Origin of the sequence: Micromonospora sp. DT53, assembly GCF_049841535.1 — a bacterium.
Lineage (GTDB): Bacteria > Actinomycetota > Actinomycetes > Mycobacteriales > Micromonosporaceae > Micromonospora.
In genome coordinates this window covers 671,687-684,624 of sequence record NZ_JBNCKM010000002.1, presented here as the reverse complement: position 1 = coordinate 684,624, position 12,938 = coordinate 671,687, and the positions used below count along the sequence as shown (strand labels likewise).

Annotated in this window: 17 protein-coding genes; 7 read left to right on the top strand and 10 right to left on the bottom strand. The window is 72.2% G+C overall.

Annotated elements, in window-relative coordinates:
* Window positions 1-82: 82 nt before the first annotated feature.
* From ACLQ3B_RS09020 to ACLQ3B_RS09000, 5 genes are all read right to left on the bottom strand, one after another.
* The gene (locus ACLQ3B_RS09020) at window positions 83-775 is read right to left on the bottom strand and encodes a hypothetical protein (RefSeq protein WP_425779077.1); all 693 of its coding nucleotides are present in this window, start codon (window positions 773-775) and stop codon (window positions 83-85) included.
* Window positions 772-1,617, bottom strand: a complete 846-nt coding sequence (locus ACLQ3B_RS09015; protein ID WP_425779075.1) for an ATP-binding cassette domain-containing protein — start codon at window positions 1,615-1,617, stop codon at window positions 772-774. The genes ACLQ3B_RS09020 and ACLQ3B_RS09015 overlap by 4 nt, the downstream gene beginning before the upstream one ends.
* Window positions 1,614-1,952 (bottom strand): PadR family transcriptional regulator, encoded by a 339-nt coding sequence (locus ACLQ3B_RS09010; RefSeq protein ID WP_425779074.1) that lies wholly within the window; start codon window positions 1,950-1,952, stop codon window positions 1,614-1,616. The genes ACLQ3B_RS09015 and ACLQ3B_RS09010 overlap by 4 nt, the downstream gene beginning before the upstream one ends.
* A gap of 102 nt (window positions 1,953-2,054) precedes the next feature.
* Window positions 2,055-2,774 (bottom strand): PP2C family protein-serine/threonine phosphatase, encoded by a 720-nt coding sequence (locus ACLQ3B_RS09005; protein ID WP_425779072.1) that lies wholly within the window; start codon window positions 2,772-2,774, stop codon window positions 2,055-2,057.
* A 115-nt stretch (window positions 2,775-2,889) separates the two neighbouring features.
* Window positions 2,890-3,450, bottom strand: a complete 561-nt coding sequence (locus ACLQ3B_RS09000; RefSeq protein WP_425779070.1) for a helix-turn-helix domain-containing protein — start codon at window positions 3,448-3,450, stop codon at window positions 2,890-2,892.
* 55 nt (window positions 3,451-3,505) lie between these two features.
* Here ACLQ3B_RS09000 and ACLQ3B_RS08995 point away from each other — a divergent pair, with 55 nt between their 5' ends.
* Window positions 3,506-4,747, top strand: a complete 1,242-nt coding sequence (locus ACLQ3B_RS08995; RefSeq protein ID WP_425779068.1) for a benzoate/H(+) symporter BenE family transporter — start codon at window positions 3,506-3,508, stop codon at window positions 4,745-4,747.
* 67 nt (window positions 4,748-4,814) lie between these two features.
* Here the strand turns inward: ACLQ3B_RS08995 and ACLQ3B_RS08990 are convergent, their stop codons facing one another.
* The 4 genes from ACLQ3B_RS08990 to ACLQ3B_RS08975 all read right to left on the bottom strand — a co-directional run bounded on the left by ACLQ3B_RS08990 (window position 4,815) and on the right by ACLQ3B_RS08975 (window position 6,967).
* Complete coding sequence (locus ACLQ3B_RS08990; protein ID WP_425779067.1) at window positions 4,815-5,186, bottom strand: hypothetical protein; 372 nt, start codon at window positions 5,184-5,186, stop codon at window positions 4,815-4,817.
* Between the two features lie 254 nt (window positions 5,187-5,440).
* Window positions 5,441-5,692: a hypothetical protein gene (locus ACLQ3B_RS08985; RefSeq protein WP_425779065.1), complete on the bottom strand. Its 252-nt coding sequence runs from the start codon at window positions 5,690-5,692 to the stop codon at window positions 5,441-5,443.
* A gap of 81 nt (window positions 5,693-5,773) precedes the next feature.
* Complete coding sequence (gene mscL / locus ACLQ3B_RS08980; protein WP_425779855.1) at window positions 5,774-6,247, bottom strand: large conductance mechanosensitive channel protein MscL; 474 nt, start codon at window positions 6,245-6,247, stop codon at window positions 5,774-5,776.
* A 39-nt stretch (window positions 6,248-6,286) separates the two neighbouring features.
* Complete coding sequence (locus tag ACLQ3B_RS08975; protein ID WP_425779853.1) at window positions 6,287-6,967, bottom strand: FadR/GntR family transcriptional regulator; 681 nt, start codon at window positions 6,965-6,967, stop codon at window positions 6,287-6,289.
* A 101-nt stretch (window positions 6,968-7,068) separates the two neighbouring features.
* On the opposite strand from ACLQ3B_RS08975, the gene ACLQ3B_RS08970 reads away from it, so the two are divergent.
* Complete coding sequence (locus ACLQ3B_RS08970; RefSeq protein WP_425779063.1) at window positions 7,069-8,349, top strand: MFS transporter; 1,281 nt, start codon at window positions 7,069-7,071, stop codon at window positions 8,347-8,349.
* A gap of 13 nt (window positions 8,350-8,362) precedes the next feature.
* On the opposite strand, the gene ACLQ3B_RS08965 is transcribed toward ACLQ3B_RS08970, so the two are convergent.
* Entirely contained in the window at window positions 8,363-8,719 is a 357-nt protein-coding gene (locus ACLQ3B_RS08965; protein ID WP_091395791.1) for an STAS domain-containing protein, read from the bottom strand.
* A gap of 163 nt (window positions 8,720-8,882) precedes the next feature.
* On the opposite strand from ACLQ3B_RS08965, the gene ACLQ3B_RS08960 reads away from it, so the two are divergent.
* Genes ACLQ3B_RS08960 through ACLQ3B_RS08940 form a run of 5 tightly spaced genes read left to right on the top strand, consistent with a single transcriptional unit; the run spans window position 8,883 to window position 12,937 of the window.
* Window positions 8,883-9,743 (top strand): STAS domain-containing protein, encoded by an 861-nt coding sequence (locus tag ACLQ3B_RS08960; RefSeq protein WP_425779061.1) that lies wholly within the window; start codon window positions 8,883-8,885, stop codon window positions 9,741-9,743.
* Window positions 9,743-10,153: an STAS domain-containing protein gene (locus tag ACLQ3B_RS08955; RefSeq protein ID WP_425779059.1), complete on the top strand. Its 411-nt coding sequence runs from the start codon at window positions 9,743-9,745 to the stop codon at window positions 10,151-10,153. Before ACLQ3B_RS08960 ends, ACLQ3B_RS08955 begins: the two co-directional genes overlap by 1 nt.
* Entirely contained in the window at window positions 10,150-10,569 is a 420-nt protein-coding gene (locus tag ACLQ3B_RS08950) for an anti-sigma regulatory factor (RefSeq protein WP_425779057.1), read from the top strand. The genes ACLQ3B_RS08955 and ACLQ3B_RS08950 overlap by 4 nt, the downstream gene beginning before the upstream one ends.
* Complete coding sequence (locus ACLQ3B_RS08945) at window positions 10,566-11,579, top strand: SpoIIE family protein phosphatase (RefSeq protein ID WP_425779851.1); 1,014 nt, start codon at window positions 10,566-10,568, stop codon at window positions 11,577-11,579. The genes ACLQ3B_RS08950 and ACLQ3B_RS08945 overlap by 4 nt, the downstream gene beginning before the upstream one ends.
* Window positions 11,580-11,611: 32 nt before the next feature.
* The gene (locus ACLQ3B_RS08940) at window positions 11,612-12,937 is read left to right on the top strand and encodes a sensor histidine kinase (RefSeq protein ID WP_425779849.1); all 1,326 of its coding nucleotides are present in this window, start codon (window positions 11,612-11,614) and stop codon (window positions 12,935-12,937) included.
* Window position 12,938 lies beyond the last annotated feature (1 nt).

Here is a 12,938-nt window from a genome sequence, read left to right as displayed (position 1 = left end):
GGCGGATGGTCATTCGCCCATCTCAACCCGCCGCGCGGGTGGCAGCAACCGGATTGGCCCGATCCGCGACGCCGGCCGGCGGTCAGCCGACCGGCAGGTGCCGCAGGTGCCGGCGGCGGCGCAGTCGGACGCTGGCCACCGCGGCCACGCCCAGGGCCAGCAGGGCGGTGACGACGAGACCGTGCAGCAGGCCACGGGAGAGGTAGCCCTGGTCGGTGTTGTCGACCGTCCAGGTGGCGATCTCCCGGCTCGACCAGAACGGCGTCAGCCTCGCCCCGGACCCGGCCGGGTCGATCAGCATCTGCACCGTCACCACGGTGAGCAGCAGCAGCGTGCCCTCCAACTCGCGGGGCAGCAGCGCACCGATCAGCATCCCGAACGGCGCCGCCACCGCGACGGAACAGAGCAGCGCCGCCGCCAGGCCGCCGTACCGCAGATCCGCGCCGTCGGCCATCGGGAGCAGGAAGAACGGTACGGAGATGACCAGGCCCACCGTCCACAGGCCGAGCATCCGACCGAGGTAGAGGTGGTGTGGGCGGTAGCCGGCCAGCCGCAGCCTCGGCTCCAACTCCCGCGCCGCGGTCGTGGCGAACAGTGCGGCGGTGCTCACCGCCCAGCCGACGCCGAGCAGCAGCGAGCGAACCGACTGCCCGAGGTAGGCGTCCCGCCGGATCAGGTAGAAGGTCAACGGCATCAACAACAACAGCAGGAGTACGCCCCGACGCCGCAGCAGCTCACGCAGGGTCATCTCGGCGACGGTGACGAGCCGGTTCACGGGCGACCTCCCTGGATGCCGGGCGCGTGCCACCCGGTCTCGCGTGCCGGAGTCAGGTCGAGCACGATGTCCACCCGGTCGAGTTGGTTGAGCAGGTGGGTCACCACGACGATGGCTGTGCCGGCGTCGCGCAACCTGCTGAGCTGGTCCCAGAAGTTGACGTACGTGCCCTGGTCGAAGCCCTGGTACGGCTCGTCGAGCAGCAGCACGTCGGGTGCGCTGAGCGTGGACATGGTCAGGTTGAGCTTCTGTCGGGTGCCGCCGGACAGGTGGCGGGCCTGCACGTCCCCGCCCGATTCCCAACCGAGCTGACGGGCGGCCGCCCGACCGGCGCGGCGGGCCGGGCCCCGGGCCACGCCCTGACCGGCGCCGACCAGCACGAAGTGCTCGTCGGCGAGCAGGAAGTCGGCGGTGCCGCCGGACTGTGGGCAGTAGCCGAGCCGCCCGGACACGGTCACCTCACCGGCGTCCGGTGACATCAGCCCGGCGCAGATCCGTAGGAAGGTGCTCTTGCCGCAGCCGTTCGCGCCGACGACGGCGGCGATCTGTCCGGCCCGGACGGTCAGCGTGGCGTCGCGCAGCACGGTTCGCCGCCCGTACCTCTTGGTGATGCCTGCCGCGTGCAGCCGGACCGCCCCGGGTCGCGGTCCGGGCGCGGTGCCGATGCTCTCCACGACCGCGCCCGCGTACTGCTGGGGTGGGCCGAAGACGACCCACGGGTCACCGCCCCCCTCGCGCAGGTGCGTGGCGGCCTCGGCGACCACGTGCCGCGCGGCGTCCGCCGCGACCCGGCGCTGGTGCAACTCGGCCGTGAGCGTACGCAGCCAATCGTCGGCGTTCACCGGGTGACCCCCTTCGTGACGATGTCGTTCACCGGCCGGACGAAGGTGAGCCAGGCGCTGCCGCCGGCGCGGAGCGCCGCGTGCCCGTCGTCGGTGAGCCGGTAGTACTTGCGGGCCGGCCCGGCGCTGCCCTCTCGCCACTGCGCGGTGACCAGGCCGGTCTTCTGCAGGCGTAGCAGCACGGGGTAGAGCGTGCCGCCCTGGATCGGCCCGACGCCGCCGGCGTCGAGGGCCTGGGCCAACTGGTAGCCGTAGGACTCGCCTTCGGACAGCAGGGCCAGGACGCAGATGTCGAGCACCCCCCGCAGCCACTGCCCGCGCCTGTCGGAATCCACGCGTCGGACAGTAGCGGCGCAAGCTAGATGGCACAACCACCTACTAGGGCAGCGGAACCCGAACTGGTCGGTTCGGGGGAGCCGCCGAGTGAGCCGTACGGGTCAGCGGGCGACGACGTCGGAGACCACGACTGTGACGTTGTCCGGCGCGCCGGCGTGGTGGGCCAGCTTCACCAACTGCTCACCGCACTGCTGACGGTCGGCGTACATGCCCAGGGCCGCCGCGATGGCCTCGTCCTCGACGTAGTCGGAGAGGCCATCGCTGCACAGCAACAACCGGTCGCCGGGGACCACGGTCAGCACACCGACCGCGGGCGGGGTGTCGGCGCCCTGTACGGCCCGGGTCACCAGGGACCGCTGCGGGTGGTAGCGGGCCTGCTCGGGAGAGAGGGTGCCCTGATCGACAAGCGCCTGTACGAACGTGTCGTCCCGGGTGAGCTGGGTCAGCTCCCCGTCGCGCAGCAGGTAGCAGCGGGAGTCGCCCACCTGGGCCAGCACCAGCGTCTCCCCGGCCAGCAGGGCCGCGGTGAGCGTCGTACCCATGCCGTCCCGGCTCGGGTCGACTGTGATCGCGGCGTGGATGCGCTGGTTGGCGGTGCTGACCACGGCACGCAGAGCGTCGGCGGCGCCGTCGGGGTCGGTGGGCGGAGCCAGCTCGTCCAGGATCCGGATCACGATCTCGCTCGCCACCTCGCCCGCAGGCAGCCCACCCATGCCGTCGGCGACGGCGATCAGGCGGTCACCGGCGAGGGCGGAGTCCTCGTTGTTGGTGCGCACCAAGCCGATGTCGTTGAGGATGACCGAGCGGAGGATCAGCGTCATGGGGTCAAGCTTGCCAAGAACAACCCGCATTCGTCTCTACGCCTCCTACCTAGGTCGAGAAATGATTGCGATTTTCGTCGACGGACCTGACGGTCCGTGCCCGATCGGCGGGGTCTCAGCGGCGCGGATAGCGCAGTAGCAGGCTTGCGGCGACCTCCTCGTCACCCACCGCCGCGTAGCTGTGTGGCACGTCCGACACCCAGCGGAGGTGACCACCGGCCGGGGCGGTCAGCGGTGTGTCGACCGGCCCGGCGCGCAGCACCCCGGCGAAGACGGTGACGTGCTCGGTGACCCCCGGCGCGTGGGCGGGGGAGAGCTGCCCGGGGCCGGGCGCGACCCGCATCCGATACAGCTCGTAGGTCGCGTCGGTGTCGGTGAACACCTCCAGCAGGGTGGCGGTGACGGCGGCGCCGTGCACGGTCGGCCCGGCGGCCGGCTCCGCCAGCACGGCCGTCAGCGGTACGCCGAGCTGCGCGGTGACCGCCCAGAGCGTCTCCAGGGTCGGGTTGCGGGTGCCGTGCTCCAGGCCGGAGAGAGTGGCCTTTCCGACGCCGGCGAGCCGGGCGAGTGTGGACAGCGAGATCCCCCGCTCCTCGCGCAGGGCGCGGACCCGGCGGCCGACGACGGCGGGATCCACGTCGAGGCCCGGACGTGGCTCTGGTGGTGGGTGCGGCACCCGGCTATCGTGCTACACGCTGCCGTTCCGTAAACGGAACATTCGGGAGGGTGGAGTGGCCGGACGCGTACAACCGGTGCTGGCGGGCGTGGTGACCGCGCTGGTGGGCTTCGCCAGCTCGTTCACAGTCGTGCTGGCCGGGCTCCGAGCGGCGGGCGCCTCGGACGCCCAGGCCGCCTCCGGCCTGCTCGCGCTCTGCGTGGCGAGCGGGCTCGCCGCCGCCTGGCTGGGCTTGCGGTACCGGATACCGATGAGCGCGGCCTGGTCCACGCCGGGCGCGGCGCTGCTGGTGGCCACCGGGTCGCCGCCGGGCGGATGGCGGGTAGCGGTCGGCGCCTTCCTCGTCTCCGGTGTGCTGATCGTCGCGGCCGGACTGTTCCCACCACTGGGTCGTGCGGTGGCCGCCATCCCCAAGCCGGTGGCCGGCGCGATGCTCGCCGGGGTGCTGCTGCCGCTGTGCACAGCCCCGGTCCGCGCGCTTGTCGAACTGCCGGTGGTGGCCGGATCGGTGGTGGTCGGCTGGCTCCTGCTGCACCGGTTCGCCCGCCGCTGGGCGGTGCCCGGTGCGCTGGTGGTGGCGGTGGCGGCGATCGCGCTGACCGCACCGCCGGCCGGCCTGACCGGCGCCGCGTTGATCCCGTCGGTAACGCTGACCGCGCCGGCCTGGAACGCGTCCGCACTTGTCGGGTTGGCCCTGCCGCTGTTCCTGGTCACCATGGCCGCGCAGAACGTACCCGGCATGGCGGTGCTTGTCGGCTACGGCTACCGGCCGCCGTTCGGCGCCGCGCTGCGGACCACCGGCCTGGTCAGCCTGCTCGCCGCCCCGGCCGGCGGGCACGCGGTGAACCTCGCGGCGATCACCGCCGCGCTGGCCGCCGGCCCCGACGCGCACCCCGACCCGGAGCGCCGATGGATCGCCTCGGTCACCGCCGGCGCCGGACTGGCCGTGCTCGGCCTGGGCGCCGGCGTGGCCACCACGCTTGTCGCGGTCGCCCCACCGATCCTCATCGAGGCGGTCGCCGGGCTGGCGCTGCTGGGCGCCCTCGCCACGGCGCTCGCCTCGGCGGTGACCGACCCGGCCACCCGCGAGGCCGCCGTGGTCACCTTCGTGGTGACCGCGTCCGGGGTGACGCTTGTCGGCGTGGGCGGGGCGTTCTGGGGCCTGGTCGCGGGCTGCCTGATGCTGCTGCTCTTCCACCGCCGCCAACCCGCCGCGCCGGACCAGCCAGCGCCCGCCCCCGCCGCGCCGGACCAGCCCGCTCCGGCTGCGCCGGACAGATCCACTCGGGTTTCATGAAGTCGGGCTGTCCCACGGCTCTGGACGCCCCGGTTTCCTTGAACCCGAGTCGATCAGGGTGGTGGGGTCACTCCTCCGGCGGCAGGTCGGCCACACCGACGGCCAGGAGGACCCGGCCGTCGGCCACCGACCCGATCCGGTCGGCCGGTACGTAGACCGCGCCGGTGCGGGTCAGCTCGGTCGAGACCTTCAGGTAGCCGCTGTGCAGCAGCCGCGCCGCCAGGTCGGCCGGGACGTCCGGCTCCTCGACCGCTGTCGCTTCGATCAGCTCGTCCAGGCTGCTGCCCGGGTCGGCGGTCGTTGTCTGGACGGTCACCGCGTTCGGGTCACCCCGCTGGACGAGGTCGACGGTCCCGACCTCGGTGCCGGCTGAATCGATCACCGGCATCCCGGTGGTGATCCGCGAGATGGTCGCCTGCTGCTCGTCCTGCTGGTCCATCCCACCGCGGTTCCCAGGCCGGCGCGCCGCTAAACGCCGTCGCTCGCAGGCACCGCCGCTTCGCTGGCGCGCGTCGCTTGGCCCGCTCGCCGATGGGGTAGCGGCAGTGGCTCGAGGCGATGGCCGGAGAGCGTGATGACTGTGTGGCATCAATATGCCTCAGAGTCATCACCGTAAAGAGCAGTACCGCCACCGGGAGGCGGAGCCACGGTGGCGGACGAAGGGCCCCCACACTGTCTGCCGCACCCGCCCACTCAGCCGTTCGGGAGGGTCCAGCCGCCGGGCGGGCGAGGGGACAGCTCCCGCCAGGTGTCCGGGCCGTCGAGCAGCGCCCGGACGGTGTCCTCGGCCTCGTCCGCACTGCCGTACTCGTAGAAACGGGAGACGCCCTCGGCGCCGCCGGCCCGCTGCTCGACGTGCCACCGGTCGGCGTCCACCCGCAGGAAGACATCCCGCCGGGCCAGCCGCCCCCACTTCCCGTTCCACAAGTGCTTCCGCTGCTCCATGGCGGGACTCTATCGAACACACGTACGAGAAGGTGCGGCCCCTGCGGGATTCCCGCAGGGGCCGATGTGCATCCGTTCCGGTCAGCGCTGCGTCGGCGGCTCGGGACGCCGGCCCAGCACGTCGTCAAGCGCCCCGCGCTGCTGGCCCGGGGTGGTGTGACCGGCGGAGACCAAAGCGTCCCGGATCTCGGTGAGCAGCTTGACCTCCTCGCTCGGCGCCGCCGGCGGCGGCTCCTCGCCCCGCTTGCGCCGCTCGGCCAGCCGGTTCATCGGGTAGACGACCAGGAAGTAGAGCGCCATCGCGGTCAGCAGGAAGGTGATGGCCGCGTTGACGAACGCCACCCAGTCGAACGGGATGCCGCGAAAGTCGGGGGTCGAGCCGCTGAGGCCGTTCTTGTTTCCGGTGATCAACACGATCATCACCCGGACCAGCGGTTCGAGGAACGACTTGGTGAGCTGGGTGACCACGCCCGTGAACGCGGCGCCGATGACGACACCGACCGCCAGGTCGACGACGTTGCCGCGCATGATGAAGTCTTTGAAGCCCTTGAGCATTCGTACTCCCGAGGTGTCCGCTTTTCTGTCGGGCACAACCTATGCCCGTTCGGCGGGTTCCAGAAAAGCGCCGGCTTCGAGCGCCGCCCGGCCGGGATCGCCGGCCCGGATCGCCTCGACCAGCCGGGTGTGGTCGACGTAACGCTCGGGGGTGAGCGCCCCACCCATGGCCTGGGCGACAGTGCTGCGCAGGGCGGTGCCCACCGAGGCGTACAGCTCGGCGAGCATGGCGTTGTGCGCGGCGGCGACCACCGCCGTGTGCAGCGCCGCGTCGGCCTCGACGAACGCGTCGACCCGGCCGCCGTGCCAGGCGGCCTCGCGCTGGGCGAGCGCGCCGTCGAGCGCCGCCAGGTCCTCGGGTGTACGCCTCAGCGCGGCGAGCCGGGCGGCCTCCACCTCGAAGGCGCGGCGCACCTCGATGACCTCGGTCATCCGGTCGTCGCCGAGCCGGCGTGCCACCACGGGTGCCAGCTCGTCGGTGGACACCACGTAGGTGCCGGAGCCCTGCCGGCACTCCAGCACCCCGGCGTGCACCAGGGCGCGGACGGCCTCGCGGATCGTGTTGCGCCCAACGCCCAGCGCGGCGACCAGTTGTGGCTCGGTGGGGATGCGCCCGCCGACGGGCCATTCGCCGCCGAGGATCCGGGCGCGGAGTTGCTCGGTGGTCTGCCGGACCCGGTGGCCGCGGGGCGGCACGGCGGACTGGCCGCGGGGCGGCACGGCGGACTGGCCGCGGGGCGGCGCGGGCGGGAATTCAACCGACGGTGGCACTGGTTACATCACCGGTCCCAAATTCATCCCATGATTGTAGGTTAGCGGTCATGACCCCGCCACCAACCGCCGCTCCGCCGCTGCCCGCCCCCGCCGCCGCCGACCCTCGCCAGACGCGGGACCCCGGTGCCGGCCGGCGGACGCACCCGGCTACCGGTGGCGCGCTGGTGCTGGTCGGGATGCTGCTGGTCGCGCTCAACCTGCGTGCCGTGGTGACCAGCCTCGGCGCGCTGCTCGACGAGGTCCGCGACGGGCTGGGCCTCTCCGGCGTCACCGCCGGTCTGGTCACCACCCTGCCGACCATCGCGTTCGCCGGCCTCGGCGCGCTCACCCCGTGGCTGGTCCGCCGGGTGGCGCCGGCCCGGGTGCTGGTGGTCGCCATGCTCGCCCTCGCCGTCGGCCAGGTGCTCCGGGTGGCCACCGACTCGGCCTTGATCTTCGTGCTCACCAGCGCGCTGGCGCTGTCCGGCATCGCGGTCGCCAACATCCTGCTGCCGATGCTCGTCAAGCAGCACTTCCCGCACCGCACCGGCCTGGTCACCGGGGCGTACACGATGGCGTTGACAGTGGGCACGACGGTGGCCGCCGCCTCCGCGGTGCCGATCGCGCACGCCTTCGGGTCGTGGCGGGCCGGGCTCGGCGTCTGGGCCGCGATGGCCGCGGTGGCCGTACTCCCGTGGGTGCCGCTGGCGCTGCGAGCCCGCGCCGCCGCGCGGCGGGCGACCCCGACGGCGGTCGTCGCCACACCGGCGCGGGTCCGGCCGGCGCGGACCCGGCTCGGCTGGGCGATGGCCGTCTACTTCGGGGCGCAGTCGCTCAGCGGGTACGCGATCATGGGCTGGCTGGCCCAGCTGTTCCGCGACGCCGGTTACCACCCGGAGTCGGCCGGGCTGCTGCTCGCCGGGGTGACCGCGCTCGGCGTGCCGATCGCGCTGCTGATGCCCACCCTGGCCGGCCGGCTCGGCAGCCTGCGTCCGCTGGTGCTCGGGCTGACCACCGCGTCGGCGCTGGCCTACCTGGGCCTGGCGCTCGCGCCGCACGGTGCCGCGCTGCTCTGGGTCGCCCTTCTGGCGATCGGTCAGGGCGCGTTCCCGATGATCCTGACCGCCATCGGTCTACGCGCCCGCACCGCCGAGGGGACCGTCGCGCTCTCCGCGTTCGCGCAGAGCACCGGGTACGTGATCGCCGCCCTCGGCCCGCTGATGGTCGGCATCCTCTACGAGGCCACCGGCGGCTGGACCGCGCCCATCGGGTTCCTGCTGGGCGCCCTCGCCGTGCAGACGACGGCGGGCATGGCGATCGCTCGTCCCCGTTACGTCGAGGACGAGTGACGAACGCGGACGGTCAGGAGGAAGCCGGCGTCGACTCGCCGGCGACTGCCTCATCCACCGTCGGGTAGGTGTGCAGCACCTCGACCAGCCCGCTCACCTCGAGGATGCGCAGCACACCGCGCTGCGGGGCGGCCAGCCGGACCACGCCGCCAGCCTCGTCGCAGCTGTTCTTGGCGCGGACGAAGACCGACAGACCTGTCGAGTCGCAGAACGAGACGTCCGCCAGGTCGAACACCAGCCGGTTGCGGCCCTTGTCGAGCAGGTCGGTGATCTGGTCCTGCAGCTGCGGTGCAGTGGCCATGTCCAGCTCGCCAGCGACCGCCACGACGACCACGTCGCCGCGTTGTTCCGTGTGCACCGTCAACGACATTCGCCAGACCTCCTGTTATCGGGGGAACGGTATCCCACGACGATGGTCGGTGGCAGAACGGGAGCCGTGATCCGGTGGCCATCGTCATTCCGTTGCTACGGGGCAAGTAGTTGGTCAGCCCCCGGTGATAGAGTCCGCCCGGTCCAGGTCAAGGGGGTTCGAAATGGCGTTGAGCACCGAAGAAAGTGGTCGGCTCGCCGCGCTGCTGAGCGGGCAGGACGAACGGGTCACGACTCGGTGGACCGAGATCGTCACCAGTTCGTTGCGCGGCCGGTTGAGCCAGGCGGAGCTGCGCCGACAGGTCCAGGACCTGCACCACGCCATCGTCGCCACCGGCGACAAGGGCACCATCGACCTGTCCGCCGACAGCGCCGCCGAACTGCGCGCCGCGCTCACCGAGCTGTCCCGTGGCCGGGCCCGGCAGGGCTTCTCCGCCACCGAGACCACGATCAGCATCTTCGCGCTGAAGGACGTGCTGGCCGAGCTGGTGCAGGAGACCGGCGGCCCGAACGCGCTGCAGGACTACGTCGCCTTCTCGAAGCTGGTCGACGAGATGGGCCTGTTCACCTTCGAGAGCTTCGTCCGCACCCGGGAGAGCCTGATCGCCGATCAGGCCGAGCAGCTGCTCGAACTCTCCACGCCGGTGGTCAAGCTCTGGGAGGGTGTCGTCGCCGTCCCGCTGGTCGGCACCCTGGACTCGGCCCGCGCCCAGGTCGTCATGGAGCGGCTGCTGCAGACCCTGGTCGACACCGGCTCGCCGTACGCGATCATCGACATCACCGGCGTGCCGGCGGTGGACACCCAGGTCGCCCAGCACATCCTGAAGACAGTGGTCGCCGCCCGGCTGATGGGCGCCGACTGCATCATCTCCGGCATCCGCCCGCAGATCGCGCAGACCATCGTGGCGCTCGGCATCGAGTTCGGCGACATCGCCACCAAGGCGAGCCTCGCCGACGCGCTGCGTCACGTGCTGCGACTCAGTGGGGTGGAAACCGCCCGTCGCCAGCCGCGTCGGGCCGTCTGATGGAACGCGTACCGATCCTCAAGATCGGGGACATCCTGCTCGTCTCGATCCAGCTGGACATGTCCGATCAGACGGCAGTCCAGCTCCAGGAGGATCTCGCCGAGCGGATCGTCGCCACCGGCTGCCACGGCGTCATCATCGACATCACCGCGCTGGACATCGTCGACTCCTTCGTCGGGCGGATGCTCTCCACCATCGCGTCGATCTCCAAGGTGCTCGACGCGGAGACGGTGGTGGTCGGGATGCGTCCGGCCGTCGCCATCACCCTCGTCGAACTCGGGCTGTCGCTCAACGGCATCCGCACCGCGCTGAACGTCGAGCGCGGCATGGAACTGATCGCGGCGGCCCACGCCGACGAGCTCGACCACCAGCTCGACGACGATCCGGACGCCGAGACGGCCACGCCGTGACCGCGGGCATCGACCTGGGCCAGCCACAGGCGCAGTCGGTCCGCAGCGATGAGGACGTGGTGCGCGTCCGGCAGTTGGTCCGTTCCGTAGCGGTGGCCGTCAAGTTGTCCCTCGTCGACCAGACCAAGGTGGTCACCGCGGCGAGCGAGTTGGCCCGCAACACCCTGGTCTACGGCGGTGGCGGCCTGGTCGAGGTGACGACTGTGGACAACGGCCGACGCAAGGGCGTCCGGATCGTCTTCGCCGACTCCGGGCCGGGCATCGCCGACCTGAACCTGGCCATGACCGACGGCTACACCAGCGGCGGCGGGCTCGGCCTCGGGCTGAGCGGGTCCCGTCGCCTGGTCGACGAGTTCGAGATCGAGACGTCGGCGGAGACCGGCACGCGGATCACGGTCACCAAGTGGTCCAGGTGAACGCCGACGCGGTCACCGACAGTGGCATCTGGTTCCGGGTGGAGGCCAGCAGCGCGGCGAGCGCCGTCCGGCGGGCCGCCGAGCGCCTCGGTGCGCAGGTCGAAATGGGTGCGGTGCGCATCGCCGACCTGGCCATCGTCGCGGCCGAGCTGACCAGCAACCTGGTCAAGCACGCCGACGACGGTGTGCTGTTGCTCCGGCCGGTGCGCCGTGCCGGGCAGGCCGGCGTGGAACTGATCGCCATCGACTCCGGGCCCGGCATGGCCGACCTGACCGTCTCGTCCCAGGACGGGCACTCCACCACCGGCACGCTCGGCATCGGTCTGGGCGCCATCGTGCGGCAGGCCAGCTGGTTCGACGGATACTCGCTGCCGGGCAAGGGCACCGTCCTCGCCGTGCAGATCTGGCCGGTGGAGCCGGCACGGCCGTCCTGGGCCGGTGCTCTCACCCGACCGCTGACCGGCGAAACGGTAAGCGGCGACGGCTACGGCGTGCGGGTCGCCGAAGGGCGGCACCAGGTGCTGGTCAGCGACGGGTTGGGGCACGGCCCGCTGGCCGGCGCCGCCACCGACGCGGCCCTGGCCGCGTTCCGGGACGCCCCGGCCGGTCCACCGGCGGCGGTGGTCGGTCACCTGCACCGGAGCATGTCGCACACCCGAGGCGCGGCGCTCGCGGTCGCCGAGCTGGCACCGGAGGCCGGGGTGCTGCGCTACGCCGGCCTGGGCAACATCTCCGGCGTGGTCGTCGAGGGCGGCGGCCAGCGCCGAGGGCTGGTGTCGCTGCCCGGTATCGCCGGCCACCAACGGCCGACGATCCGGGAGTACGACTACCCGTTCGGTCCCGGTGCCCGGCTGGTGATGCACAGCGACGGGGTGGTCGACAGGTGGCGGATGGCCGACTACCCGGGCCTGGCGGAACGATCCCCGCTGGTCATGGCGGCGACCCTGCTGCGTGACGCCGCCGTGCGACGCGACGACGCCTGCGTACTGGTCGCGAGGTCATGGGCGTGAGCGGGGAGCCGGCCGCGCTGCCGCTGCTCCAGATGGCGCTGCGGGTCGAGCAGGACATCTTCGTGATCCGCCAGCGGGGCCGCGAGGTGGCCACGGTGGTCGGCCTGGAACACCAGGACCAGGTCCGGATCGCCACCGCGCTCAGCGAGGTCGCCCGGGATCTGCTGCGCACGACCGGAGGAGCGGACGTCTCGTTCTACGTCGACGCGGGTGCCGACGGCCGGTTCCACCTGCGCGCCGACCTGGCCCCGGTGTCCCCGCTCCCGGACGGTCGCTACCAACCGCAGTCCGGCGCGGTGTCCCGACTGGTTGACACACTGAGCGTGTCGACCGTCGAGGGGGTTACGGTCGTAAGGATGTCCCGACGAGTCCCGGCCAACGCGCCGACGCCGACCCCGGAGCGGCTCGCCGAGTTCCGAACCGAACTCGGCCGTACCGCGCCGGGCAGTGCGCTGGACGAGCTCACCGTGCAGAACGGCCAGCTCATCGCCGCACTCGACGAGGTGCGCAGCCAGCGCGACGAGCTGGCCGTGCTCAACGAGGAGCTGGCCGAGACCAACAGTGGTGTGCTGGCGCTCTACAACCAGCTCACCGAGGAGCTGGAAGAGACCAACCGCGGCGTCGTCGCCCTCTACGCCGAGCTGGACGAGAAGTCGGCCCAGCTTCGTGCGGCGAGTGAGTCGAAGAGCCGGTTCCTGGCCAACGTGAGCCACGAGCTGCGTGCCCCGGTCACCGCCATCATCGGCCTCGGGCGGCTGCTCACCGACTCCGCCTCCGACCCGCTCACCGACGAGCAGGGCCGCCAGGTCGATCTGATCCGCTCGTCGGCGGCCGATCTGCTCAACCTGGTCAACGAACTCCTCGACCTGGCCAAAGCGGAATCCGGCCGGATCGAGCCCGACCTGGCCGAGGTCGACCTGCGCCCGATCTTCGGCCAACTGCGCGGCACCCTCCGCGCCCTGGCGACCCGCCCCGAGGTGGAGTTGGTCGTCGAGGAGCCGGCCGCGCCGGCCACGCTGCGCACCGACGAGGTGCTGCTCGGCCAGGTGCTGCGCAATCTGCTGCACAACGGGTTGAAGTTCACCGAGCGCGGCGAGGTGCGACTGCGGGCCAGCCAACACGGCGACCGTTGGCATCTCGAGGTCAGCGACACCGGGCCGGGCATCGCTCCCGAGCTGCACGACCGGATCTTCGAGGAGTTCTACCAGGTGCCCGGGGCCACCCGGGTCGGCGGCACCGGCCTCGGCCTGCCGTACGCCCGGCGGTTGGTGACGCTGCTGGGCGGGACGCTGGAGCTGACCAGCGCGCCGGGCGAAGGCAGCAAGTTCACCGTCTCCCTGCCCACAGGCGGGGCGTGAC

What these genes read in the sequence shown, in the direction of transcription:
- ACLQ3B_RS09005 (WP_425779072.1), bottom strand. Translation starts at nt 2,774, where the DNA reads ATGACGCTGATCCTCCGCTCGGTCATCCTCAACGACATCGGCTTGGTG.
- ACLQ3B_RS08985 (WP_425779065.1), bottom strand. Translation starts at nt 5,692, where the DNA reads ATGGAGCAGCGGAAGCACTTGTGGAACGGGAAGTGGGGGCGGCTGGCC.
- mscL (WP_425779855.1), bottom strand. Translation starts at nt 6,247, where the DNA reads ATGCTCAAGGGCTTCAAAGACTTCATCATGCGCGGCAACGTCGTCGAC.
- ACLQ3B_RS08960 (WP_425779061.1), top strand. Translation starts at nt 8,883, where the DNA reads ATGGCGTTGAGCACCGAAGAAAGTGGTCGGCTCGCCGCGCTGCTGAGC.
- ACLQ3B_RS08955 (WP_425779059.1), top strand. Translation starts at nt 9,743, where the DNA reads ATGGAACGCGTACCGATCCTCAAGATCGGGGACATCCTGCTCGTCTCG.
- ACLQ3B_RS08990 (WP_425779067.1), bottom strand. Translation starts at nt 5,186, where the DNA reads ATGGACCAGCAGGACGAGCAGCAGGCGACCATCTCGCGGATCACCACC.
- ACLQ3B_RS08970 (WP_425779063.1), top strand. Translation starts at nt 7,069, where the DNA reads ATGACCCCGCCACCAACCGCCGCTCCGCCGCTGCCCGCCCCCGCCGCC.
- ACLQ3B_RS08940 (WP_425779849.1), top strand. Translation starts at nt 11,612, where the DNA reads ATGGCGCTGCGGGTCGAGCAGGACATCTTCGTGATCCGCCAGCGGGGC.
- ACLQ3B_RS08965 (WP_091395791.1), bottom strand. Translation starts at nt 8,719, where the DNA reads ATGTCGTTGACGGTGCACACGGAACAACGCGGCGACGTGGTCGTCGTG.